The 24,335-nt window shown below is 43.0% G+C and carries 30 protein-coding genes; 20 read left to right on the top strand and 10 right to left on the bottom strand.

Annotation, left to right across the window (positions count from 1 at the left end; all coding sequences use genetic code 11):
- The first annotated feature begins 201 nt into the window (after positions 1-201).
- On the top strand, positions 202-588 hold the full coding sequence (locus BVC89_RS11425; RefSeq protein ID WP_086931310.1) for a hypothetical protein: 387 nt from the start codon (positions 202-204) through the stop codon (positions 586-588).
- 108 nt (positions 589-696) lie between these two features.
- Positions 697-1,920: an MFS transporter gene (locus BVC89_RS11430; RefSeq protein ID WP_158657885.1), complete on the top strand. Its 1,224-nt coding sequence runs from the start codon at positions 697-699 to the stop codon at positions 1,918-1,920.
- Between the two features lie 43 nt (positions 1,921-1,963).
- Here BVC89_RS11430 and BVC89_RS11435 read toward each other — a convergent pair whose 3' ends face one another.
- The 7 genes from BVC89_RS11435 to BVC89_RS11465 all read right to left on the bottom strand — a co-directional run bounded on the left by BVC89_RS11435 (position 1,964) and on the right by BVC89_RS11465 (position 7,077).
- Positions 1,964-2,743 carry a TrmH family RNA methyltransferase gene (locus tag BVC89_RS11435; RefSeq protein WP_086931312.1) on the bottom strand — a complete coding sequence of 260 codons (780 nt, stop codon included), beginning with the start codon at positions 2,741-2,743 and terminating at the stop codon, positions 1,964-1,966.
- 158 nt (positions 2,744-2,901) lie between these two features.
- Positions 2,902-3,315 (bottom strand): CBS domain-containing protein, encoded by a 414-nt coding sequence (locus BVC89_RS11440; RefSeq protein ID WP_086931313.1) that lies wholly within the window; start codon positions 3,313-3,315, stop codon positions 2,902-2,904.
- Between the two features lie 481 nt (positions 3,316-3,796).
- Complete coding sequence (locus BVC89_RS11445) at positions 3,797-4,546, bottom strand: pyridoxine 5'-phosphate synthase (RefSeq protein ID WP_086931314.1); 750 nt, start codon at positions 4,544-4,546, stop codon at positions 3,797-3,799.
- A 45-nt stretch (positions 4,547-4,591) separates the two neighbouring features.
- Positions 4,592-5,200, bottom strand: a complete 609-nt coding sequence (locus BVC89_RS11450) for a peptidylprolyl isomerase (RefSeq protein WP_086931315.1) — start codon at positions 5,198-5,200, stop codon at positions 4,592-4,594.
- Positions 5,201-5,261: 61 nt separating this feature from the next.
- A complete protein-coding gene (locus BVC89_RS11455; RefSeq protein WP_086931316.1) occupies positions 5,262-5,939 on the bottom strand; it encodes a TIGR04211 family SH3 domain-containing protein in 678 nt (225 codons plus the stop codon).
- Between the two features lie 33 nt (positions 5,940-5,972).
- Entirely contained in the window at positions 5,973-6,272 is a 300-nt protein-coding gene (locus BVC89_RS11460) for a YciI family protein (RefSeq protein ID WP_086931317.1), read from the bottom strand.
- Positions 6,273-6,366: 94 nt separating this feature from the next.
- Complete coding sequence (locus BVC89_RS11465) at positions 6,367-7,077, bottom strand: VC0807 family protein (RefSeq protein ID WP_086931318.1); 711 nt, start codon at positions 7,075-7,077, stop codon at positions 6,367-6,369.
- Positions 7,078-7,108: 31 nt separating this feature from the next.
- On the opposite strand from BVC89_RS11465, the gene BVC89_RS11470 reads away from it, so the two are divergent.
- From BVC89_RS11470 to BVC89_RS11495, 6 genes are all read left to right on the top strand, one after another.
- Positions 7,109-7,942, top strand: coding sequence for a PHP domain-containing protein (locus BVC89_RS11470; RefSeq protein ID WP_086931319.1), 834 nt, complete (start codon positions 7,109-7,111; stop codon positions 7,940-7,942).
- 143 nt (positions 7,943-8,085) lie between these two features.
- Entirely contained in the window at positions 8,086-8,709 is a 624-nt protein-coding gene (locus BVC89_RS11475; RefSeq protein ID WP_086931320.1) for an L-threonylcarbamoyladenylate synthase, read from the top strand.
- Positions 8,710-8,796: 87 nt separating this feature from the next.
- Positions 8,797-9,792: a segregation and condensation protein A gene (locus BVC89_RS11480; protein WP_245929422.1), complete on the top strand. Its 996-nt coding sequence runs from the start codon at positions 8,797-8,799 to the stop codon at positions 9,790-9,792.
- Positions 9,793-9,856: 64 nt separating this feature from the next.
- Entirely contained in the window at positions 9,857-11,011 is a 1,155-nt protein-coding gene (gene scpB / locus BVC89_RS29680; RefSeq protein ID WP_086931321.1) for an SMC-Scp complex subunit ScpB, read from the top strand.
- On the top strand, positions 11,004-11,861 hold the full coding sequence (rluB, locus tag BVC89_RS11490; RefSeq protein WP_086931322.1) for a 23S rRNA pseudouridine(2605) synthase RluB: 858 nt from the start codon (positions 11,004-11,006) through the stop codon (positions 11,859-11,861). The genes scpB and rluB overlap by 8 nt, the downstream gene beginning before the upstream one ends.
- A 28-nt stretch (positions 11,862-11,889) precedes the next feature.
- Positions 11,890-12,282 carry a GtrA family protein gene (locus BVC89_RS11495; RefSeq protein WP_086931323.1) on the top strand — a complete coding sequence of 131 codons (393 nt, stop codon included), beginning with the start codon at positions 11,890-11,892 and terminating at the stop codon, positions 12,280-12,282.
- Positions 12,283-12,321: 39 nt separating this feature from the next.
- On the opposite strand, the gene BVC89_RS11500 is transcribed toward BVC89_RS11495, so the two are convergent.
- Positions 12,322-13,296 (bottom strand): GGDEF domain-containing protein, encoded by a 975-nt coding sequence (locus tag BVC89_RS11500; protein WP_086931324.1) that lies wholly within the window; start codon positions 13,294-13,296, stop codon positions 12,322-12,324.
- Between the two features lie 365 nt (positions 13,297-13,661).
- Between BVC89_RS11500 and BVC89_RS11505 the strand changes: the two genes are divergently transcribed.
- Both BVC89_RS11505 and BVC89_RS11510 read left to right on the top strand, forming a co-directional pair.
- On the top strand, positions 13,662-14,204 hold the full coding sequence (locus tag BVC89_RS11505) for a flavodoxin (protein ID WP_086931325.1): 543 nt from the start codon (positions 13,662-13,664) through the stop codon (positions 14,202-14,204).
- 20 nt (positions 14,205-14,224) lie between these two features.
- Positions 14,225-14,584 (top strand): diacylglycerol kinase, encoded by a 360-nt coding sequence (locus tag BVC89_RS11510; protein WP_086931326.1) that lies wholly within the window; start codon positions 14,225-14,227, stop codon positions 14,582-14,584.
- On the opposite strand, the gene BVC89_RS11515 is transcribed toward BVC89_RS11510, so the two are convergent.
- Positions 14,573-15,181 (bottom strand): Maf family protein, encoded by a 609-nt coding sequence (locus tag BVC89_RS11515; protein WP_086931327.1) that lies wholly within the window; start codon positions 15,179-15,181, stop codon positions 14,573-14,575. The two genes, BVC89_RS11510 and BVC89_RS11515, sit on opposite strands and share 12 nt — an antisense overlap.
- A gap of 99 nt (positions 15,182-15,280) precedes the next feature.
- Between BVC89_RS11515 and BVC89_RS11520 the strand changes: the two genes are divergently transcribed.
- The 10 genes from BVC89_RS11520 (at position 15,281) to tmk (ending at position 23,572) form a co-directional block, all read left to right on the top strand.
- Positions 15,281-15,817: a YceD family protein gene (locus tag BVC89_RS11520; protein ID WP_086931328.1), complete on the top strand. Its 537-nt coding sequence runs from the start codon at positions 15,281-15,283 to the stop codon at positions 15,815-15,817.
- 77 nt (positions 15,818-15,894) lie between these two features.
- Positions 15,895-16,080 (top strand): 50S ribosomal protein L32, encoded by a 186-nt coding sequence (rpmF, locus tag BVC89_RS11525; protein ID WP_086931329.1) that lies wholly within the window; start codon positions 15,895-15,897, stop codon positions 16,078-16,080.
- A 2-nt stretch (positions 16,081-16,082) separates the two neighbouring features.
- Positions 16,083-17,090: a phosphate acyltransferase PlsX gene (gene plsX / locus BVC89_RS11530; RefSeq protein ID WP_086931330.1), complete on the top strand. Its 1,008-nt coding sequence runs from the start codon at positions 16,083-16,085 to the stop codon at positions 17,088-17,090.
- A 149-nt stretch (positions 17,091-17,239) separates the two neighbouring features.
- On the top strand, positions 17,240-18,181 hold the full coding sequence (gene fabD, locus BVC89_RS11535) for an ACP S-malonyltransferase (RefSeq protein ID WP_086931331.1): 942 nt from the start codon (positions 17,240-17,242) through the stop codon (positions 18,179-18,181).
- 31 nt (positions 18,182-18,212) lie between these two features.
- Positions 18,213-18,956, top strand: a complete 744-nt coding sequence (gene fabG, locus BVC89_RS11540; RefSeq protein ID WP_086931332.1) for a 3-oxoacyl-ACP reductase FabG — start codon at positions 18,213-18,215, stop codon at positions 18,954-18,956.
- A gap of 197 nt (positions 18,957-19,153) precedes the next feature.
- Positions 19,154-19,390 carry an acyl carrier protein gene (acpP, locus tag BVC89_RS11545; protein WP_086931333.1) on the top strand — a complete coding sequence of 79 codons (237 nt, stop codon included), beginning with the start codon at positions 19,154-19,156 and terminating at the stop codon, positions 19,388-19,390.
- A gap of 331 nt (positions 19,391-19,721) precedes the next feature.
- A complete protein-coding gene (fabF, locus tag BVC89_RS11550; RefSeq protein WP_086931334.1) occupies positions 19,722-20,957 on the top strand; it encodes a beta-ketoacyl-ACP synthase II in 1,236 nt (411 codons plus the stop codon).
- A 24-nt stretch (positions 20,958-20,981) separates the two neighbouring features.
- Positions 20,982-21,878, top strand: a complete 897-nt coding sequence (pabC, locus tag BVC89_RS11555; RefSeq protein ID WP_158657886.1) for an aminodeoxychorismate lyase — start codon at positions 20,982-20,984, stop codon at positions 21,876-21,878.
- Positions 21,875-22,936 carry an endolytic transglycosylase MltG gene (gene mltG, locus BVC89_RS11560; protein ID WP_086931336.1) on the top strand — a complete coding sequence of 354 codons (1,062 nt, stop codon included), beginning with the start codon at positions 21,875-21,877 and terminating at the stop codon, positions 22,934-22,936. The genes pabC and mltG overlap by 4 nt, the downstream gene beginning before the upstream one ends.
- 6 nt (positions 22,937-22,942) lie before the next feature.
- Positions 22,943-23,572, top strand: coding sequence for a dTMP kinase (tmk, locus tag BVC89_RS11565; RefSeq protein WP_086931337.1), 630 nt, complete (start codon positions 22,943-22,945; stop codon positions 23,570-23,572).
- A 30-nt stretch (positions 23,573-23,602) separates the two neighbouring features.
- Here the strand turns inward: tmk and BVC89_RS11570 are convergent, their stop codons facing one another.
- Positions 23,603-24,247 (bottom strand): RluA family pseudouridine synthase, encoded by a 645-nt coding sequence (locus tag BVC89_RS11570; RefSeq protein WP_086931338.1) that lies wholly within the window; start codon positions 24,245-24,247, stop codon positions 23,603-23,605.
- Positions 24,248-24,335: the final 88 nt, after the last annotated feature.

A 24,335-nucleotide genomic window follows, 5' to 3' on the forward strand; every position in this document is an offset into this window, starting at 1 on the left:
TTTGGGCTGTCACTGACATATTCTGATTAAAACAAAGTCTTTGCAAAACCGTTGATCTTCGAGCTACCTCATACTCATAAAATAGAAGCGAAAATTAACATGTTAATTTTCTGCGTTGACGCCTAAGGAAAAATATCCTTTGTAGCGTTTTTATAACAACAAATATGACTCCTTAAACTTTGGATAGATAGTGGTGATACGATGGAAGAACAACTTATTTCTTCTTTGGATTCCGCTCGTTTTATGAAAACAAGTGGTTGGAATTTTAAAAACTCCTGGGCTGGTAAAGTAGACGTTTCGACGTGGTTACGCGCCAATATTGCACGCGGTGGAAGAATGTACTTATTTTTGGAATACCGTGATCAAGACAGTAAACATGCGATACCGATCGATCGTTGTTTGTCGTCGGCCTCTGATAGTATTTTAATGAATGGACGCTTGGATCTCTCTGGTCGTGGCGAGTTGCAGGATATGAGCGTAAAGCTTAAATACTATGGCTGTGACAAGAGTTCTATTGTTGTTGAAGAGCTTTCTGTTAAGGCGCTTCAAGCACAGCCCCGCAAGCAAGCTGCTCGCGCTGTAATGTAAATAGTATAAAGCCGGCAGATATTTATGGCGGCTTAATCATGAGGGTGTGAATAAGTGAAATCAATCACATAAAAAGGGTATAATCACTCAATTTACAGTGGTTTGATTTTGCTTTCACCTATATCTCGATTCTTAGTGTCCCATGGTGCCAGTGCGTTCGCTACTGGCGTTCATTTGGTATTGATGGCCTGGATTTCTATCGTTGAGCTTGGCTTATCCTCGAGCCAACTTGGATGGATTCAGGCTGCCGTGCTATTTCCCAATTTACTTCTTATTCTTGTTGCAGGTGCTTGGGCCGATAGAGTAAACCCGGCGAAAGTGATGGTTGCTGCACAATTATTGCTCTCATGTAGCTTTGTTAGTTTATTGCTGTTGCTTACAGGTGGTTATGCTAATTTTGTCAGTTTGTTGATCTACGCCATCACTGTAGGTATTGGGCAGGCGTTTATTCAGCCTGTTAGAGAGAAACTCGTGACTCAAATTCAGGGAAGTTCTGCGCAAAAGCGCATTTCTTTATTGAGTATTACGCAATTTAGTTTACAAAGTTGTGGTATGGCCTTGGCTGCATTAACTGATACTGTCGGGCTTAATGGGATTCTTGTCATCCAGATAGTGGCTTCTTTATCTTCTTGTATTGTGCTTGCATCTTTGGTTAAGTTTATTGGTGATGGAACTGCTAATACGACTTCTGGACATAAAACCGCTCAGGATATTGCAGGTGCCGTGCGTTACGTTATCAACAGTTCAGGTTTGCGCCAGTTAATGGCCCTAATTGCATTTAATGGCTATATGCATATGGGCGTTTTCTTAGTGGCCATTCCTGTTGTGGCTACCGGCACCTATCGTTTATCTTCTTCAGAGTATGCTTGGTTACAAATGTTATTTGTGCTTGGCATGATTTGCGCGCATACATTTTTACTACGCGCTAAATTAGTTGAATATCCAGGGCAAGGCGCATTGTTCAGCCTTCTGTATACAACATTAATAGGTTTTGCTTTGGCTAAAGGCCCTACGCCTTTCGGCTTTTACAGTTTAGTTTTTCTGTGGGGCTTAACCGCAGGCAATTCAGCCGGTCGCTGTCGTTTAGTGTTGCAATCGTTAGTTGTGCCTGAAATGAAAGGACGTATTATGGCGGTGTATCAATTGATGCTATTTGGTGCAGCACCCTTCGGTGCTCTGGTAACTGGGTACTTGATCAACTATATGTCCATAAAAAATATCTTCAGTTTTATGAGTATGTCCAGTGCGGCTTTATTTGTTGTTTTCCTATTCTCTCGTACGCTTTGGTCGATTAAGCAGCACGTGGAAGAGGGCGACGCCAGTTCATCATAAAATATTGTGATATGGCGATGGCCATACAAGAGCTAATGGAGTATCAAAGAACATTCCTAAATGCGATTAAGCCCGCTGTAATAGCAACATTGAGTGACTCCACGCCCCGTGACATGGGTATTTTGACGCTTTTATGGCAAGTGGCACTAACTTCTTTTGATAAGCCCTCACTTTCATTACCGAGTACAAAAACTTTATTCTCTTCACTTGTTAATTGAGCTAGATGAGTATCAGTATTGACGTCCAAGCCAATGATACTGGCCTTTTTAACTGTGGTTAATTGTTGTAAAGCTTGGGGCAAGCTATCGCAGCGGATGATGTTAGCTTTAAAAATGGTTCCTGCACTGGCTTTTATTACTAAAGAGTCAAGCTTCGCGCAGCCTTTTTGAGGCAGTAAAAGTCCGGTTAACGGGGAAGCGCATACGGAACGGATAATCATGCCTAGGTTTTGTGGCGTGGTAATATTATCTAAGGCGATTAATTCAAAAGGTTTTTTATGCTCGTGGCAAAAGTTTTCTAAGCTTTGGAAACCGGATAATTTTAAATCTATAGCTACCCCTTGATCCTGTTTTTTATTTTTCGAAATTCGGGCCAAACTATCTTTACTATGGAAAAGAATTTCAGCATCTTTTTGTTTAGCGTTAGCAATAATCTCATCAATAATCGCAGCTTTTTTATTGGAATCTGATAAGTGTAAACGGTATACGTCGACACCATCTGTTGTAAGAGCCTCGAGCACAGGCTTACGCCCATAAATGGTAAGCAATTGAGAGAAAAACTTCTTTTTTTTAAGGTACTCAGGGCTATCGGAATGGCTTGGCATTGTTTGCTAATTCTTATCTACAGTGTACATCAATAGATAATACATCTTAAGGCCTGATAACACTAATCAAAACACCTATCTATTCCCTGTACAAAGGAAGGGCTAGATGAACTATGAGTCCTTATCTATTTATATTTATATGAATCTTTCGTCAGGGTTTACGTATGGATATAGCAGTCATCGTCGTTTTCCAACAAGGCTTTGAGAATGAGACGTCGAGATATTAAACCGATAAGTTTGCCATCGGCACAGACCGGGTAATTTTTTGGCGGACGCTTGGCCATTTGCTCGGCTATCTCTACGATCGATGTATTGGGTGAAACTGTTTGAACGTCTTTACTCATCACCGAAGTAACGTCAGGTGAGCCTTCACAGTAAAATGCGTCATTTAACATTTCTTGGATGCAGTCCTGCTCGGAAACAAAGCCAACCAAGTTTTTCTGTGTATCGATGACCGGTGCGCCAGAAATTTGTTCCTTCATCAACACCGTGACAGCGTCCCTCACGGTGGCATCTTTCATAATGGCATGGGGGTTTTCGTCCATATAATCTTTGACAAGAATCGAATGCATAAATAATGCCCCTCTGCGTCTAGGAGGTTAGGGTTTGTTCATAATCATTTAACTTTTAATCTCTTGAGATTTAACCTCTCAAGATTAGCGAGTAAATTCTTATGAGCTGTGCTTTGAAATATTGTCGAAAAATTAACAGTATAAATAAACGCCTTATCTCTCATTCTGCCATAGCTTACTAATTTAGGACACCGGTAGAATATTAGTTTTTCGCCTTATCTCATTTGCACTATCGTTATGTGATAGGTTTTATCACTCTTAATGTACTATTTATTGTAGTTGTAAATAAGCCATATTGCGTGCCCTTGAAAACATTTTAAAGAGGATTATGGCGACGAGATGACAAAAGACACTCTGCCTCAGAAAGTGTGTGACTGGAAATCAATTGCCTCCCTTAAGAAGGCATAACATATTAGCATGATCGGATAAGTGATAAACGGTAACCGAGAAGAGAGGCTGGAAAATCAAAGAGCAGTATGGCTCAGTGACATACTCGCAAGTATTCCTTAACAGCAGTATCAAACCCTATTAATAGCGCATCAACTGTTAGAGCATGACCAATCGAAACTTCTTGTAACCCCGGAAGCGTTTTATACAATTGCATATTATCTAAGTTGAGATCGTGACCGGCATTAATACCAAGGCCTAGATCTAGTGCTGTATTGGCAGCCAGGCAGTGCTCGGCAAAAATGTCTTCTGCTAATGCTTTATCTTCCTGGTATGCCTGGGCAAATGGTCCGGTGTAAAGTTCGATGCGATCTGCGCCGAGTTTATGGACGAGAGTAATTTGCTCGGGGTCAGGATCCATGAATAAGCTTACACGAATCCCGTGAGACTTCAGCTTTTCCACAATGGGTTGCAATCTGGCAAAGTCTTGATGCAAGTTAAAACCATGATCAGAGGTTTTTTGCTGATTGCTATCGGGTACTAGTGTACATTGGTCTGGTTGGTTTTGGATGACAATATCCATAAAGCCAGGATAAGACCCTTGCGCTTGGGCAAAAGGATTACCTTCGACATTGAACTCTACAGATGACAAAGGGGACGCTAGCGCAGACAGAAGGTCGACATCACCGGGGCGAATATGACGCTGATCCGGGCGCGGGTGAACAGTTAGACCTTGAACGCCTGCATCTATCGCCATTTTGGCAAAGGCTTCAATATCTGGATAATTGCCATCGCGAGAATTGCGAATAAGTGCAATCTTATTCAGGTTAATACTCAACGAAATTGGATGATGTTTTTTTATGACGAACTCCAGCTAGTGCAATGATTATTATTGCCGTGATGCTTTTTCAATAATAACAGGATAATTGGGGGCTTCAGGATATTGACGATATAAACCACGGGGTTCCTTTTCTATCTTCTTCACAATCTCAAAGCCTTCAATAACTTTACCGAACACCGCATAACCGTGACTACCGCTGCTAAAATCTAGTGCGTCATTGTCGGCAATATTGATGAAAAACTGAGAGGTTGCACTGTCGATGACGCCTGTTCTCGCCATTGACAATGTGCCTACCAAATTTTTCAGTTTGTTATCCGATTCATTTTTAATGGGCTCTCGCGTTTCTTTTTTCTTAAAATCAAAGGTATAGCCACCCGCTTGCACCACAAAGCCTGGCACAACACGGTGAAAGATCGTGCCACTATAAAAGCCGTCGTCGACATATTTTAGAAAGTTAGCAACGGTTAGAGGTGCTTGCTTAGGAAATAGCTCAATAAGAATATTGCCCGAAGAGGTTTCCAGCAGAACCTTTGGCGCAGCACTGCTGGCTTTTTTTTCTGCTGTGATTTTCTCTGCAATTGAGAAAGACGAACAGCTTAGTGCAAAAATAATAAATAAAGCGTTTAACAGCTGTTTATAGCCAAAAATAAAATGCATAGGTATATATCCTATAGATGGTATTCATTCAGTGCTACTTGTTGGTAAGTGCCCTTAAGCGCTAACTCCATTCTGAATAGCGCTTTTTAGGTTTTAACGCGGGCAAAATAACGGCAAGCAACATGCCTAATATCAATATTCCCGCACCATACATTAAGAAGCTTAAGCGTTGATCGTCTTTCATATTTTCATTATCTGCCAATAATGAGTCTCGTTGTGTTTGTGTCATCTCATATTTTTGCAGAAGATCCTGATAACGTCGATCTAACTCTATCGCTCCGGCGGAGAGTTGTTTAATTTTTTCCAGCTCTCGGCTCATTTCAGTGCGCGACTGTGTTTCAGACTGCGCCGTGGATGATAAGTTTGTATTTTTTTGAGTAAGGTCGGTGTTAGATGCTTTGAGTTCTTGATTTTCTTTCTCAAGACGAGCGAGGCGAGCATTGGCTCTGTCGAGCTTTATTTGTGCTGTCGTGTTTTGAGTAATGTATTGATTGCGAATCCAGCCTTCTACGCCGGCACTGGTTCTCACCTTTAACCAGACTTTATCACCACTTTCTTCCAGACGTGTTAAGGCTGTACCACTTTTCATCGCCGCATTGATAATTCGATATTCAACCCCAGCGCCGCTGCGCAGCGGTACATATAAAACGTCGCTAACATAAACTGTTTGTTGCGCCGATACAGCAGAGGTAAGGGATAAAAAAAGTAAGGCAATTACAAAGTTAACTCGATTGTTCATGATGTATTTCTTAACGTTGGAAAAAATATCCGCCTAGGGTAATACTTTTTTAAAAGGTTTTACGATAACACGTTCATATACACCGCCAGCCACATAAGGATCATCATCAGCCCATTGCTGGGCTAATTCAAGTGAATCAAACTCCGCGACCACAAGGCTGCCAGTAAAACCTGCCTCGCCGGGATCTGTGTGATCAATGGCAGGGTGTGGCCCTGCTAGTACTAAACGACCTTCATCACGCAGTTGCTGCAGGCGTTCGATGTGCGCAGGACGTGCACTTTTTCTTAATTCGAGGCTGTTGTCAATGTCTTGACTGATAATGGCATAAAGCATGGAGTGTCACCACCTTAGTTTTCATTTGTTTGGTGTTTTTGAAAAGTTTATCGAGCCATATTGTTGTGCTTAAACCTTCTGGGTAGGTCTAACCCTAAGATTTATGGCTATCTGGGTCGACAAAGATATCTTCTAAAGAAAGTTGTGTTAGTTTGGTAATACTTTTATATAAATAGAAGAGCGTGAAAAAGAGTACGGACATTGCCGGTACGGTAATAACAGGAAAACTGAGGAAAGTCATACGACCAAGCTCTGCGTTAAACTCTTCAGTACCAGGAGGACTTACCAATAAATAACGAGCTAAGCCATAATTTAAGGCCGAAGAAAGAAAAAAAGAGCAGGCGATCATGAGGGAGGCGTTGCGCAGACTATTATTAAATGCTTCTTCGTTATCGTGAGTTTTTAAGGCTTCTCCTACTTTTTCTACCTGAATAATCTTGTCATTAAACAAAAAAGTTTTAACAAGAGGGTAGCGAGTATAGAGTGATACCACCGAGGCGATACCAAATAATGCAGGGATAGCAGCTTCTTTAATGGCAATGTATTTGGGGTCTAGCTCCAATAGGCTAATGCCACCTGTGAGGATAATACTGATGACACCTAGGGCAGAGAAGAAATTGACCCGTTTTACGCGTGTGAAATCGTACACGCCGTAACCAATTGGGAAGGCTAAAGCGACAATAATACCGTTTTTTACTCCAAGCGAATCTGCACCACTAAATTTTGTTAATATAATAGTAGGGATAATAATATTGAGAAGTATATTAAGCAGCATGCTTTCTTTTTTTTCGGTTTTATTAGTCATGTATCCAATTCTTTAATTCGAGTAGTGTGTATTGCCGCGTATTTATGATCTGCACTGTCACAGCGACCAATCGGATGGTATTTTAAGCCCTGAGGCGCTGGTGTCGAGAGCTAAACGTCAAGATGTCGATGTTTTAGCGTTAACCGACCACGATACAACCATCGGTTTACAGCGTGCCAGAGAGCAAGCGGAAATTGAAGGCCTAGAATTTATTCACGGGATAGAGTTCTCATGCCTATGGCAGGGTAGAGGTATTCATTTAGTTGCCCTTAATATCGACCCTGATCACCCTGCGCTGGTCGAATTAGTGGCCGAGCAGTCTGCGGTAAGACAAGAGCGTGCCCAAACAATCGCCGACAAGCTGGCGGCTCTTGATATGCCAGATGCCTTGCAAGGGGCCCGCAAATATGCAGGTGATGGCGTTATTGGGCGACCCCACTTTGCGGCATTTATGGTAGAAAAAGGCTATTGTAAGAATGTTCGCCAAGCATTTAAGAAATACCTTGGCAGCGGTAAGGTTGGCGATATAAAGCAGGCGTGGCCGCAGTTAGAAGCGGTGGCTGCGTGCGTTCGGGAATCGGGTGCAGTGCCAGTTTTGGCGCATCCAAGTAAATACAATATGACACGAACCAAGCTATGCGCTATGGTTGACGCTTTTAAAGCAAGCGGGGGGCTTGCGCTTGAAGTTGTCAGCGGCATGCAACAACAGTCTGTGACACAAGATCTTGCTAAGATTGCCAATGAATATAATCTTTTCGCTTCCTGTGGCAGTGATTTTCATGCGCCCGATCAGCAATGGCAGGAATTGGGTAAATTTTCACCTATGCCGGACAATGTCGAAGCAGTATGGGCTTATTGGGAATAGGCCAGATGACAAAGGCAGTGCTCCCCAAATTAACAGTGTGCGAACCCAACAGTTTTCTAAATAAAGCGCACCTTTCTATAGAACATCCGCGTACCAAAGACTCTCCTTGAGTTGGGACGTCATAAATATATAAGGAAAAAACTTTGGCACAGTTTTTTAGTATCCACCCAGATAATCCTCAATCGCGTCTTATTAGCCAAGCGGTTGATATCATTAAACGGGGAGGCCTGGTGGCCTATCCGACAGACTCAGCCTATGCGCTCGGCTGTCACATCGGCGATAAAATGGCTCTTGATCGTATTCGGGCTATTCGGCAATTAGACAAGCATCATAACTTTACTCTAATGTGCAGAGACTTATCTGAGCTTGCCAATTATGCCCGCGTCGATAATACGGCCTTTAGATTGATTAAAAGCCATACCCCTGGTCCCTACACTTTCATCTTAAATGCTACTTCGGAAGTGCCTCGTAGGCTTATGCACCCAAAGCGCAAGACCTTGGGAATGCGTGTACCACAAAACCATATTGCTTTGGCTTTGTTAGAAGAGCTAGGCGAACCTTTGATGTCAAGCTCACTAATCCTTCCTGGTGATAGTACGCCTCTGACAGATCCTTACGATATTCGCGAAACCCTCGAGCATCAGTTGGAGCTGGTCATTGATGGTGGTTACTGTGGTATGGAGCCTACAAGTGTTATCGACTTGACAGGAGAGGAGCCTGTTATTGTGCGCGAGGGCTGCGGTGATATTCGTGATTTTGTCAATTAAATCGCCTTTACTTACTGCAGGGAAAATGAAGCGTAGCTTAGTGCGGCCAAGTGTCGCTATAATGCGCGGCTTTTTGTTGTGAACACTATCAAGAATGAGGATGGCATTTTGCCTGACATTGACGAGCCAGAGATTGATGAGCCCAGTGTAGACGAGAATAAGGCGACATCTGGAGACGACGCAGTAGACGGTGGGCAAGAGTCAAGCGCAGAGACTGCAGAAGAGAATCATGATTTACCTGAAGCAGATGCACAGACACAGGCTAACGCACAGAGCAGTGCCTCTGAACATAGCTCGCCTGAGCAGTCAGAAATGCCATTTGCGATTGTTCAGGGTAAAGCGGTCACAGAATTGCCCAAAGACTTGTACATTCCACCTGATGCACTTGAAGTTATTCTTGAAGCTTTTGAAGGGCCTCTGGATTTACTACTATATCTAATACGGCGGCAAAATATTGATATTCTCGAAATCGATGTGTCTGAGATTACTCGACAGTACATTGGTTATGTGGAAATCATGAAGGAAATGCATTTTGAGCTCGCCGCAGAGTATCTCGTAATGGCCGCCATGTTAGCGGAAATCAAGTCGCGTATGCTTTTGCCTCGTTCAGAAGAATTAGAAGAAGAGGAAGAAGATCCGCGGGCAATGTTGATCAGGCGCTTACAAGAGTATGAGCGTTTTAAACAGGCAGCAGAAGATATCGACGCCTTACCAAGGCAGCATCGTGATACTTATACTGCCAAGGCCGAAGGTCCAGATAGAAATCTCACCCGGCCAGATCCGGACGTGGATATGCGCGAGCTATTACTTGCTCTTTCTGAGGTATTGCGGCGTTCAGATATGTATGAGAGCCACCACGTAGAGAAGGAGAAGCTCTCTACGCGTGAGCGTATGTCGCAAGTACTAGATAAACTAAAAGATCAACAATTTGTGCCTTTTGTCAGCTTGTTCTCGGTTAGTGAAGGCCGATTAGGGGTGGTGGTCACTTTTCTAGCTGTTATGGAATTGATCAAAGAATCGCTGGTAGAAATTGTCCAGACCGAAATTTTCGGGCCTATACACGTGAAGGCACGTACACAGTAAGACACGCCCATCATCATAGACTTAGCCATCTATAGACATACAGGGGTGAGTGCAGAAAATATTTATGAGTGAACAAAACCAACATTTAATGAGCATCATCGAAGGCGCTATTTTTGCAGCGGGAGAACCTCTTACCGTGCACAAATTGCAGTCACTGTTTGAAAAAAGTGAGATGCCGGAAAAAGAGCAGGTGCTTGAAGCTCTGAATGAACTCAAAACCAGTTATGAAGGCCGCGGTGTTGGCCTGATTGAAGTGGCCACTGGATGGCGTTTTCAAGTGCGCGAAAATGTCGCTACCTGGGTCAATCGATTGTGGGATGAAAAACCTCAGAAATACTCCAGAGCGTTGATCGAGACCTTAGCGCTCATCGCCTACCGCCAACCGATTACGCGCGGCGACATTGAAGAAGTTCGCGGCGTTGCTGTTAGCTCCCATATTATTAAAACCCTGACCGAGCGTGATTGGGTAAAAGTTATCGGCCATCGCGATGTTCCAGGGCGTCCGGCCCTTTATGCCACAACTAAAGTGTTCCTTGACTACTTTAATCTTAAAAGCTTGGATGAGTTGCCTACCTTGGGTGAGCTGAAGGATATTGAAAGCCTTAATCAAAACTTAGAATTTGGTGAAGGCGCGCTGCCGGAAGTGCCATCACAAGAGGCAGGTCAAGCAGAGGATAATAATGGCGGAGAGCAAGCTGTATCTGAAAGCCAACAAGACGATAGCACGTCTATTGGGGAACAGAGTGAACAGGATCAGCAAGAAGATCAGACGCCGGTTGACGAAGATGTAGATACTGCCGAGGGTGAGGAGTCAGAAGAGGGGATAGTAGAAGAAGAAATAGCTGCGCAAGATATTATTGCTGAACAAGAAAACGATGAGCGCGAGCAAAATACCAAAGACGAGGAAGAACTGAGCAATATTGACGCTGATGATGAGCGTGATGATGCGGATGTCGAAATCGAAGCTGATACTGGAGATCCTGAGCCTGACATGGAAAGCGGTGATGAAGACGAAGAAGAGGACGAGCTTGAAGCTTCTGCTCAAGCCAATACCCTTGACACTGAGCCACAAGCCTACGAACACGAGACTATCGTGCAAACCGGTGGTAGCAGTATCTTTGATAATGAAGAGGAAAGTGATCTTGATGATGAAGCGGTCTCACAAGAAAAAGATGCAGTAAATGACCGTGGTAATGATAGAGACCCGCTTGATGAGTGATAGCAAAGAAACAGAGGCAACACCGCCGCAAAATGAGAAGTTGCAGAAAGTATTAGCGCGTTCCGGCTTTGGTTCGAGACGAGAAATGGAGCGTGCCATTGTCGATGGTAAAGTAACGGTAAATGGCAAACCTGCGACCCTAGGTGATCGAGTAACCGGGGAAGATAAAATTCTTTTTGATGGCAAGTATGTTTCTCATGGGGCTGATAATAAACAGCCATTGCGCGTCATTCTTTATAATAAACCTGAAGGGGAAATTTGTAGTCGTTCAGATCCTGAAGGGCGTCGAACTGTCTATGAAAACTTGCCTAAGCTCAAGAATGGTCGTTGGATATCTGTAGGTCGATTAGACTTCAACACCAGTGGCTTGCTGTTGTTCACTAATGATGGTGAGCTTGCCAATAAACTTATGCATCCTTCCTCCAATATCGATCGCGAATATCTGGTGCGTATCCAAGGTGAAGTCGATGATGACATGATCGAGAGGCTAAAGGAAGGCGTTTTGCTCGATGATGGTGTGGCTAAGTTTACCGACGTTGTCGCCGGCTCCGATGAAGGCAGCAATTCGTGGTATTACTGTGTGGTCATGGAAGGGAAAAATCGTGAAGTAAGGCGCTTATGGGAATCACAAGATGTAAGAGTGAGCCGCTTGAAGCGTGTGCGTTATGGTAATATTTTTATTCCTTCTCATGTACGAGTCGGCCAGTGGATAGAATTGAATTATCGTGAAATTGTCGATTTATGTAAAACGGCTGAATTTCCGATTCCGCCCAAGCCCAAATTTTCTGCGCAACTCAAACATAAGCGTGAGCGTCACGAGCGCAAGCTTCGTTCACGCTCTAATAAATAGTCCTTGCTATCCCCATGGCGATAATAAAATGATGAATCGCAATACTCTTAAACAGGTATTTGCTTTTGGTTGCGTCGGCGTACTAGCCACAGCTGTGCATTATTGTGTCGCCTTATTTTTATCTGAAGCGCAATTGACCAGTGTCTACCTTGCCAATATCTGCGGTTATCTAACCGCGGTATTGGTGTCGTTATATGGGCACAGTATTTTTACTTATAAGAAGAAGGTCAATATTGTTGTTGCCCAGCGATTCGCCATTGTCTCTGTTAGTACATTGTTGTGTAGCGAAATATTGCTGTTTGTTTTGCAATCAACCTTGCAGATTAATCATCGAATATCTCTGGCTATCATTGTTGCTAGTGTTCCTGTTGTATCTTTCTTCCTAAACAAATTCTGGGTTTATGCCCATTCTGAATCCTAGGCCCTGTTAAGTAGGGCCTAAAGAGCCAGAGCGCCCACGTTATTTTGTTATACTCGATGCAAGGTAGGACGCTGGCTTGCAGTTTTTCACTTGCACCATATTTTCAGACCATAGTTGTACGCGATTTCTACCGGTGTTTTTTGCCACGTACATAGCCTTATCGGCTTTTTCTAAAAGGCTCTTGGGTGTGTCGTCCCCTTCGAACATACTAACGCCGACACTTATGGTGCAAAATAAATCCTGTTTATCTAAAGATATAGGAGACATGGCTACATTAATCCTCAAACGTTCGGCGATGAGTTTGGCATCTCTGCTATCTGTATTTTGCAATAAGGCAACAAATTCTTCTCCACCATAGCGGAATACCTGATCTGTCTCACGCAAGGTGTTTTTAATGGAATTCACTATCTGTTGCAGTGTCTTGTCGCCATTGAGATGGCCGCGGTTATCATTTATTTGCTTAAAGTAGTCCACATCAATAAGCAATACAGCAAAAGGATGATTATGCCTTTTGGCCAATTTTAATTCGCGTTCAAAACTCATGTCTAAAGCCGCGCGATTGCCAATTTTGGTAAGAGCATCTTGCATGGATGACTCAATAGCTCGTCTATACAAAAGGGCATTGCGCAAAGGAAAAAATAGTGCACCTATCAGCATTTCTAATGCGGCCAGTTCCGTTTCTAAAAAGTGTTTACCGCGAGAAAACTCAAGGCTGCCAAGCTGGACTTCATCGGAACTTAGGTTGTAAGCCACAGTATGCTTACAAGGTTTACCGACGATAATTGCTTGATTGAGAGACTCATCGTTATACGTCAGGCTCGATACCTTCACTAAATCTTTAATACTGGTAACAAACATTTCTAGCGTGGTTTTCAAATCCAAACTAGCCTGAAGGTTATGAGCCAAGCTAAAACGCAGTTCCTTTAGGTAATTGTCATTTGCCAATTCCTGCACTGACGCATTTGAAGGATTTTTAAATGGTATTTCTAAGCTTGAAGCGGCTAATCTCACCATAAATATACACCTAACACTTTGTCCGAGAGTGCTGTTAGAGCACGAGTATTTGTCTGGTAGTTCGTTAAGCGAATTGTGTGCCAAATAAACACCTTAAAAAAAAGTGTTAGATTTCAATGTGTTATAAAAGTAGGATGAGGCAGTTGCCGAGCATGACGGATTATTGACATCAAATTTTATGAATTTTGCTGATTCACCGGCCATTTGTTGCCGGCAATAACAATTTTTAAGTAAAAACGGCAATATAAAGTATCTTTGTTATGCGGCTGTTTTAAGACCTGACTCTTGAGTTCATGAGGTGAAGTTGAGAGAATGCGCGCGAATTTTAAGCTTGCCATAAAGACGAGTGAACTGACGAGGCGATAGTGAGTAAGATAGGTTTATTTTTCGGAAGTGACGAAGGTAATACAGAGGCCGTAGCGTATCGTATTCAACAGAGATTAGGTGCTGATGTCTGTGATGTGAAAGATATTGCGGATGCAACACAACTGGACTTTGCCGAGTATCAACATATTATTTTTGGCATACCAACATGGGATTTTGGCCAAATACAGTCCGATTGGGAAGACTTTTGGGACGATGTATCTGATGTTGATTTTAGTGATAAAACTATAGCATTGTTTGGTTTAGGCGATCAATTTGGCTATGGGGATTTCTTTCTCGATGCTATGGGGATGTTACACGATGTAATAGTGGCTGGTGGTGCTACAATAATTGGACATTGGCCCACACAGGGATATGAGTTTGACGCATCAAAAGCTAAAGTTAATGAACAGGATCTGTTTGTTGGTCTAGGTATCGATGAAGACCAGCAACCAGAATTAACATCATCGCGATTAAATGCTTGGTGTAAACAAATTCATCAACAATTCGGTATGACAAGTTCTATTACCGAAATGGATGACTAAGATATATTCATTGCTCCTCTATGATTAAAAAAAATACAGGATTTACCAGGGTTTCAAAGGCCGCGTATTATTCATATAAAGGTGTTCGATCCGCCTTAGTATATGAAGCGGCATTCCGTCAGGAAATGTGTTTCGCTCTAGTCTTGATACCGGCAACTTTTTGGTTGCCAGTGTCTAAAATGGAACGTATCGCTTTAGTTGCTTCGGTTATTTTAGTACTCATCATTGAGCTGCTTAACTCCAGTATCGAAGCGGTTGTGGATCGTATCGGCTATGAGAAGCATGAGTTGGCAGGCCGCGCGAAAGATATGGGCTCGGCTGCCGTGCTTATTAGCCTGCTGTTATGGGGTTATGTTTGGGGAAGTATTTTATTTCTGTAATACATCAATCCCCATCTCTAGTAGCATCTGAGTTAAGGTGATAAGGGGTAGCCCCGTCAGGGCACTAGGATCATTGCTTGTTATACTTTTAAGCAATGTTATGCCTAGGCTTTCGTTCTTAAAGGCGCCAACACAGTCAAACGGCTTGTCATATTCTAAATAATACGTGATTTGATCGGCACTTAGATGACGAAATTGAACGTGTGTTTCGACCACTGTTTCCAGATGCTCTCCTGATTTGCTGTGAAGCAGACAGACCCCGGAAAAAAATGACAGTTGGCGACCGCTAAAACGTTGCAGCTGTTTGTGGGCAATGTCTTGTGTCATTGGTTTTTTCAGTAGTTCACCCTCAAAACTAGCGGTTTGGTCACCAGCGATAATGAGGTGAGGCTCATCAAGAACCGAGGCAACGGCTTGAGCTTTCAGTAGTGAAAGTCTGAGTGCAGTTTGTTTGGGTATTTCGTCCGATAGTGGGCTTTCATTTATGTCAGGTGCTACGGTTTTTACATCCAGCCCCAATTGCTGCTTGAGTTGCTGTTTTCGGTAGGGTGAGCTGGATGCAAGTAGAATCTTGGCGGCTAAAGTCTGTTGTGGCATGGAAAATATTCTATTGTTGTGTGAAATTAATTAAACTTAGGCAATAGAGTATCATTTTCCTTTGACAGCAGTAGTACAACTGCCTATCATGGCGCGCTTATGTCAGACGGCTCAGCATTGCAACAAATACCGCGTATCGTTAGTCCGCGGAAATTAGCTCATTCAGGCACCTCAATCGAGGGAGTGCTTAGTAGTAGTAATTTAGAAGCTCTGAATGAAGTGGCTCAGTGTGATGGTGAGATTAGCGTAAGTCTTCGGTTTTTTATTGGCGAAGAAGGTAAGCGACAAGTGGGTGGGAATATCTCTGCTAACTTGGCTTATCAATGCCAGCGCTGTCTTGAAACAATGCCGGCCAAACCTATAGAAGTGAGTTTGGCGATAGCAGTTGTTCGCAGTGAGGAAGAGGCAAAGCAATTGCCAAGAGCTTTGGATCCCTGGGTGGTTCTGGAAGAAGAAGCAGATGTATATGCGCTTATTGAAGAAGAGCTATTACTAGCATCGCCGGTGGTGTCTTATCACGATTACGAATGTGTAGACTCATCTCTAATGTCCAGTGGTGAGCCAGCAAAAGAAGATGTGCAAGAAGAAAAGCATAATCCTTTTAGCGTGCTTTCTTCTCTTAAGCAAAACAAGTGATATTTAAGGTTTTATAAGGTCAGCGAGACTGGCGTGAGCCAGGCTGTTGGTTTTCGTTATCGTTAGGAGTCAATATTATGGCAGTTCAAAAAAGTAAGAAAACTCGGTCAAGACGTGGCATGCGTCGTTCGCATGATGCTTTGAGCAAAAGCACTCTTTCGATCGATCCTACTTCAGGTGAAAAACACTTGCGTCACCACGTTACTGCGGATGGTTTTTATCGTGGTCGTAAGGTGATCAATGTCGCCAGCGATGACGAGTAAGATTGTCGCTGAGTCAAAACATATCTGTTGATGTCATGGGCGGGGATTTTGGTCCCCGCCTTTGCGTTCCTGCGACTTTAAAATTCTTGCAGTACTTCCCTCAGTATACGGTTTCCATGGTCGGTTATCGATCTCAGATACTTCCCCTTATCGAGCATTCATCGTTTAAGCCCCGCATATCTATTGTCGATGCTCAGCAAACGGTTGATATGGCGGAAAGACCTGGCTCTGCATATCGGCATAAGCGTCAATCTTCTATGTGGAAAGCTTTGGAACTACTGACAGAAGGGCAGGCAGATGCCTGTATTAGTGCAGGTAACACCGGCGCTCTTATGGCCATGAGTCGTCATCTCGTTGGCACCATTGAGGGGATGAGTCGACCTGCTATATGCAAACCTATGCCCACAGCCTCCGGTGACTGCTACTTGTTGGATATGGGGGCGAATTTGAATTGTTCTCCAGAGCAACTACTACAGTTCGCTATTATGGGGTCTGCTTTGGCAAAGGTGAATGGTTGTCTATCACCTAAGGTTGCCTTGATGAATATCGGTGCGGAAACTACAAAAGGTAATAATGATATTCGACAAACCTACAATCTTATGAAAGAGCATTCGGGTATTGACTTTCAGGGTTTTATCGAAGGTAATCAACTTTACAGTGGTGCTGTGGATGTCATTGTTTGTGATGGTTTTGTAGGTAATGTTGCGCTTAAAGTAAGTGAAGGGGCTGCCTCATTCATCCTTAATAGTTTGAAGCAGGAGTTTACTTCGAGTATTTTTCGTAAAGCCTTGGGGCTTATTAACCACTATGTTTTAAAGCGTTGGCGAGAAAGGTTTGATCCATCAAAATACAATGGGGCTGCACTGCTCGGGCTCAAGAAAATCGTGGTCAAAAGTCATGGTGGAGCCACAACCCAAGGTTTTTATCAGGCGTTGGTAACGGCAACTCAGCAGGTAAATGCTCATATTCCTGCTCAGCTTGAGAAGTGCTTGAGCCTAAATACAGCATAAACAGAATACTGAAGAAAATATTTAAAATAAAAAAATTAATAATCTCTTAAGTCAAGAGTTTCAGAGTTAACTTCGGAATCGATTAACCAGAATTAAATTAGTCAGAATTAAATTAGTCAGAATTAAAGAGTTACGTGAAGGGTTACATTATGGATATTAAAGAAAATCTCGCTATTGTATTTCCCGGCCAAGGGTCGCAAAAGGTAGGTATGTTGGCCGACTATGCACAAAGTGATATTTTAACTACTACCTTTGCCGATGCTTCTGATGCATTGGGCTATGACATGTGGGAAATGGTGGTTAATGGCCCTCAAGAAAAACTGACTTTAACTGAAATAACTCAGCCAGTATTGCTCACGTGCAGCACGGTGCTGTGGCGTATTTGGCAAGAACGTAATGGTAGGCAGCCCGCATATTTAGCCGGTCATAGTTTGGGGGAGTGGTCAGCTTTAGTGGCTGCTGAGGTAATTGCATTTAGCGATGCTGTTAAACTTGTTCGTGCCCGTGGCAAATATATGCAAGAGGCAGTTCCCGCTGGCGAAGGCGCAATGGCTGCGATTATTGGGTTGGAAGATGAAATTGTTGAAGCTGCTTGTGAAGAGGCTTCTGCTCAGGGCGTCGTGTCTGCTGTTAACTATAATTCTCCCGGGCAGCTCGTGATTGCAGGTGAAGCCAGCGCTGTTAATAGCGCGGTAACATTATGCAGTGATAGAGGAGCAAGGAAAGCTATGTTGTTGCCTGTTAGTGCCCCTTTTCATACCTCCTTGATGAAGCCTGCGGCCGATCGCCTTGCCAAAGATATAGAGAATACTCAGTTTAGTGCACCAAAAGTTCCCGTTGTTCACAATGTCAATGGTGAGATCCAGAATGATGCACAGAAAATAAAAGATATCATGGTCGAACAGATATACAGCCCCGTGCGCTGGGTATCTTGTGTTGAATATCTCGCTAAAAGTGGGGTAGAGGCTGTTGTTGAATGTGGTCCGGGCAAGGTGTTATGCGGCCTCAACAGACGTATTGACAAAAGTCTTAAGTCATTCGCTACAGAAACTAACGATGCGTTGCAGTCGGCTATAGAAGCAGCGCAATAGTCATAGTAAAAATAATGTAATAAGGGGTCTTATGTCACTTGAAAATAAAGTAGCGCTTGTTACCGGAGCAAGTAGAGGAATCGGCGCGTCCATAGCTCAGCACCTCGGATCATCGGGAGCCATTGTTATTGGTACTGCCACGTCATCGAATGGGGCGGAAAAGATCTCGGCAACACTGAAAGAAAGCGGTATTAGCGGTGAAGGGATGGTACTAGACGTAACAGATGCAGATTCTGTTGCGGCGATGATGAAGTCAATACAAGAAAAGTATGGTGCTCCTCAGGTGTTGGTAAATAATGCGGGAATCACCAAAGATAACCTGCTAGCGCGTATGAGCGACGACGAGTGGTTTGATGTAATTAACACAAATTTAAGTGCCGTCTATCGATTAAGTAAGGCATGCTTACGAGGCATGATGAAGGCAAAGTGGGGAAGGATTATCAATATATCCTCGGTAGTTGGGCAAATGGGTAATGCTGGGCAAACTAACTATGCCTCCACCAAGGCTGGGGTGACCGGGTTTACCCGTTCCCTGGCTAAAGAAGTCGGCTCTCGCAACGTGACAGTGAATGCTGTGGCCCCCGGTTTTATTGCCACTGATATGACAGATGCATTGTCAGACGATCAAAAAACACATATGTTAAGCGCTATTCCTATGAAGCGTTTAGGCGAACCAGAAGAGATTGCAAAAGTAGTGAAATTTCTCAGTTGTGATGAAGCGAGCTACATTACTGGTGAAACTATCCATGTGAATGGCGGAATGTATATGTGTTAACTTATTGATTCTTAAAAAGAATTTTTTATTATTACAAACTTTTTTAGAATGAGACGTTACAACAGCAAGAAATAGAGTTAAAATGCGCGCACGTGCAAGTCGGAGCAACGTTCGGTGTGGCTTTCCGTGTGGACTTGACTTGATCTACTGATTGTACGGCTTGACATCAGATTATTATTTAGGAGTTAAGAACGATTATGAGCAGCATTGAAGAACGTGTTAAGAAGATTGTCGCTGAGCAGCTAGGCGTTAAAGAAGAAGAAGTAAAAAATGAGGCCTCTTTTGTTGAAGACCTAGGAGCAGACTCTTTGGATACCGTTGAATTGGTTATGGCTCTAGAAGAAGAGTTCGAGACAGAAATTCCGGATGAAGAAGCCGAAAAGATTACAACTGTTCAGTTAGCTATCGATTACATCAACACGAATTTAGCATAATTTGCTCTAATTTCACTGTTGAAGTCTTTTTTAAAAGCCGTATCTATGTTGCATAGTGCGGCTTTTATTTTTATTTGTATTTCCTTACTTTATCGTCATAATCAGTTGCTGCTTTGATATTTTGCTGCTGCGCGTTCCTATTGCAGTGGAATTTAATAGGAGTGAAGCTTGGGTTATTGAGCGAACCATTGAAAAGCCGGTGTTGTCTCATATTTCACTGTATAACGTCTTTTTTATTACAGTAAACTCAAGGCGATGGGTGTAATATCTGTCATTTGGTGTCACTTGAATACTATATTATGAAGAAAAGTAAGTTTGTTGGGAGGCCTTTGTGAGTCGCAAAAGAGTGGTTGTTACCGGACTTGGAATTGTAAGTTCTGTTGGGCATAACGTGCAGCAGAGCTGGGATAGTATTGTTAATGGCAGGAGTGGTGTAGCTAAGATAAGCTCCTTCGACGCGTCCGCATTTGGTACTCAAATAAGTGCTTCAGTGAAAGATTTTGACGTTTCACCTTATTTAGAAGCAAAAGAAGCTAGGAAGATGGATGTCTTCATGCAGTATGGCATGGCGGCAGGCATTCAAGCCGTCGAAGACTCTGGCCTTGAAGTTGATGAAGAAAATGCAGCCCGCATGGGATGTATTATTGGGTCTGGAATTGGTGGTTTGGAGTCCATTGAAGAAACTACTTTGACTATTAACGAGAAGGGGCCCAGGAGGGTGTCTCCTTTTTTTGTGCCAGGCTCAATTATCAATATGATTGCTGGCAACCTCTCCATTCGCTATGGTTTTAAAGGTATCAATCTTGCGATTGCGACTGCGTGCAGCACCGGTACACATTGTATTGGCCTTGCTGCAAGAGAAATTATCCACGGTGCTGCCGATGTCATGGTGGCCGGTGGCGCTGAGATGGCCACAAGCCCGGTAGGTATAGGCGGCTTTGGTGCTGCCAGAGCGCTATCAAAAAATAACGATAACCCGCTTGGTGCCAGCCGTCCATGGGATAAAAGTCGTGATGGTTTTGTTCTTGGTGATGGTGCAGGCGTGCTAGTTTTAGAGAGCTTAGAGCATGCTCAGAAAAGAGGCGCTAAAATTTATGCCGAGCTAGCAGGTTTTGGCGCGAGTGGGGATGCACACCACATTACTATGCCTTCAGGCGCAGGCGCAGAGCTTTCGATGCAAAATGCTCTAAATGATGCGCAAATTTCACCTTCTGATGTGGAATACATCAATGCACATGGCACATCGACCCCGGCGGGAGATATTGCCGAAAGCAATGCTATCAAGGGTGTCTTTGGTGACCATGCTTATAAGATGGCAGTAAGCTCAACCAAATCTATGATTGGTCATCTTCTCGGTGCCGCAGGTGCGGTAGAAGCTATTTTTTCGGTATTATCTATAAGCGACCAAGTTGCGCCTCCCACCATTAACCTCGATGATCCTGATGAAGGCTGTGATTTAAATTTCGTTCCGCACACGGCTCAGCAGATGCCGATTAGTGTAGCCATGAGCAATTCCTTTGGCTTTGGTGGTACTAACGGAACACTTGTATTTAAAAAGTTCAATTAGCAATAAGGGCCGTCGAGAGCTATTGTGAATGGCGATAAGAGGGGGATAACTGAGTTAAACAAAACAACTAGTTTACCTCCCCTGTATTTTGTAAACGGACAAGCCAAAGCCACTGTCAGTTTAGATGATCGCGGTTTTGCTTATGGTGATGGTCTTTTTGAGTCAATGCTGCTTGAAGGCTCTCGCATTGCTTTACTGGAATTTCACTTAGCGCGTTTAAAAAAAGGCTGTGAACTGTTAAAGATAGGCTTCTTAAGAGAGCTTATTATAGAGCAGGTCGAGCTGGCACTTAGATATGCCGTCCGAGAAGATGTCGATTACGCTAAAGTTAAATTGACAGTGACTCGTGGTGTAGGAGGGCGCGCCACTTACCCGCCTGAGAATGCGACACCCAATATATTCATACACATCTTACCAATAAGCCGAACTGCTAATAGTGATGATCAAGATGATGGAAGAGTTAAGCTAAGTATTGCCCCAGAGCCATTAGTCTGTCCTCCTCAATTAGCTGGTTTAAAGCATCTTAATCGGCTGCCTTATATCCTTGGCTGCCTTGAGTTATCGCCAACAGACCAGCAAGAAGTACTTTTTTTAGATGCAAACCAGAATATCATTGAAACCATGCATCACAATATTTTCTTTGTCAAAAATGACGTCCTTTACACACCAAAATTAGCAAGTTGTGGGGTTGAGGGTGTGATGAAGAGAGTGGTATGTGAGCACTTAATTGATAAACTTGATGTATCTGTTGAAGAGAAAAATATTCCCATTACTGATGTAAATATTTTTGATGAGGTCTTTATTTCTAACGCAGTAAAAGGTCTTACACCAGTAGACGCTATCGCGCAGCATCAATTTAATTGTCATGTTTTATGCAAAAAGTTATCAATAGTATTTGAAAAGATCAAATCTGACTTATGAACAATAAAGCTTTGAAAGTGCTAACGGCGATGTGTTTGTGGCTGCTTCTTGTTACCGCAGCCTTATGTGCCTATGGTTGGCAGTGGTTGCACGAGAAGAGAGTCATGTTTGTTAATGATTCTAGTTACCAAGTTAATAGTGGGGCATCCTTACATTTTGTTGCTCGCGATATGAGAGCTAAAGGTATTATCCATTGGCCTGAGATTTGGCTTTTATATGCAAAATTTACTAATCAAAGCAATATAAAAGCAGGTGAGTATATTTTTGAAAGAATTGAATCCCCGGTCTCTATTCTTAAAAAAATTAATGATGGCAAAGTTACTCAATACTCGATTACTTTTATCGAGGGAACGCGTTTTAAAGATTTTTTAGCGAAACTACATTCCCATGAAAAAATACGTAACACTTTAAATAAAGACAATATCATCGAACAATTGAATGCGGCAGGGATAGATATCGATCATGTGGAAGGGTGGTTTTATCCCGATACTTTTCAGTTTAGTGCCGGTGATACGGATATTTCCTTACTGTTACGCGCTCATAAAAAAATGAAGCACGTTTTGTTACAAGAATGGCAAAAAAAGGATAAGGATTTACCTTATAAAAGTGCGTATGAAGCATTAATCATGGCCTCCATTGTTGAGAAAGAAACTGGAGCCAAACACGAGCGAGCGCAAATTGCCGGCGTTTTCACCCGGCGTTTAGAAAAACGTATGCGTCTGCAAACTGATCCTACAGTTATTTACGGTATGGGGGATCGTTATGATGGTAATATTCGGCGTCGTGATCTGCGAGCTCGCACTCCTTACAATACTTATGTGATAAAAGGTTTGCCACCAACACCTATTGCTATGCCGGGACGTGCTGCGATTGTGGCAAGTTTGCATCCCGAGCCAGGAGAGACACTTTATTTTGTTGCTAAGGGCGATGGTTCTCATCACTTTTCAAAAAGCCTCGATGAACATAATCGCGCGGTTGCTAAGTATCAAAAAAAGCGACGTAAGAATTATCGATCAGCACCTGCGGTGAGCCAGGATAAACAGGAAGATAGAAGGTAAATTATCATGTCGGGAAAATTCATTACGATCGAAGGCACTGAAGGTGTTGGTAAGTCTACCAACTTAGCGTTTATTAAAGACAGAATGTTAGCCAAAGGACTGGACGTGGTCGTGACTCGAGAACCGGGAGGCACGCCCGTCGCTGAAGAACTGCGTGAAATATTATTAGCCAATAGAGAAGAACGCTTCGATGCGACAGCGGAGTTATTAATTGTGTTTGCTGCTCGAGCTCAACATTTTAATAATGTGATACTACCTGCAATCGAACAAGGTAGCTGGGTTCTATGCGATCGCTTTACAGATGCTACTTTTGCCTATCAAGGCTACGGTAGAGGCCTTTCTCTCGAGAGTATTGCTACCCTTGAAAATTTAGTACAAGGCAACATACAGCCAGATCTTACTTTTTTTCTCGATATTGATGTAGAGCTTGGACTTAGGCGAGCCAACGCCCGGGGAAAACTTGATCGTTTTGAGCAAGAAAAATCCTACTTCTTTAATAATGTTCGTCAAGGATACCAGCAGCGAATTAAACAATTCCCGCAACGCTTTTGTACCATTGATGCGGGACAAACCCTAGTAAACGTGCAAAAAGATATTGCATTAGCGTTAGATAAATTTATTGATAGCCATCAATAAAACTTTATAGTCCTCGACGTTTTTTAATTGCTAAAACGTTGCCTCTGCTGCGATATGTATGTGCTTTTTAGTGATTGGATGAGTAAAAAAAAGTTGCTCGGCATGCAAGCACATGCGATCTGCTTTGTTTTCAGATTCATTGTTTTTGTAAAATCTATCGCCAATAATGGGATGGCCTATTTGTAACATGTGAACGCGAAGTTGATGGGTTCTACCGGTATAAGGTTTTAGTTGCATACGAGTGATAGCTCTTTCTTCGTCTCTTTTAATTACCCGAAAATATGTGCTTGCTGCCTTACCTTGCTGCCAGTCAATGTGTTGTTTGGGTCGATTTGGCCAGTCACATATGAGTGGCGATTCAATGTCGCCGTAGTCGCAACTTACTATCCCTGAAACCAAGGCGACGTAGCTCTTTTGGATTTGGCGATGTTCGAATATTTTTCCCAGCTGCTTTTGAGCTTGGTGGTGGAGGGCGAACAATACTAAGCCAGATGTGGACATATCAAGCCGATGCACGACTCTAGCGTTAGGCATGCTTTTTTTTACCCTATCAAATAAGTTGTCAGGATCACTAAGGCCTGGAACGCAGAGTAATTCCGCAGGTTTATTGATGGCAATAAAGTCGTTATCTTGATAAACAATATCGATGGTTGGCTGGTTCAAATTAAAATTCACACGCTTTTGTCGGTTTTAAGCTGGACGGCTCTAAGCAATCACCGCGATAATAGAGTGGTGTAGTGATAATCTATATTAGCGAGAATAT

This window comes from Agarilytica rhodophyticola, from assembly GCF_002157225.2.
Lineage (GTDB): Bacteria > Pseudomonadota > Gammaproteobacteria > Pseudomonadales > Cellvibrionaceae > Agarilytica > Agarilytica rhodophyticola.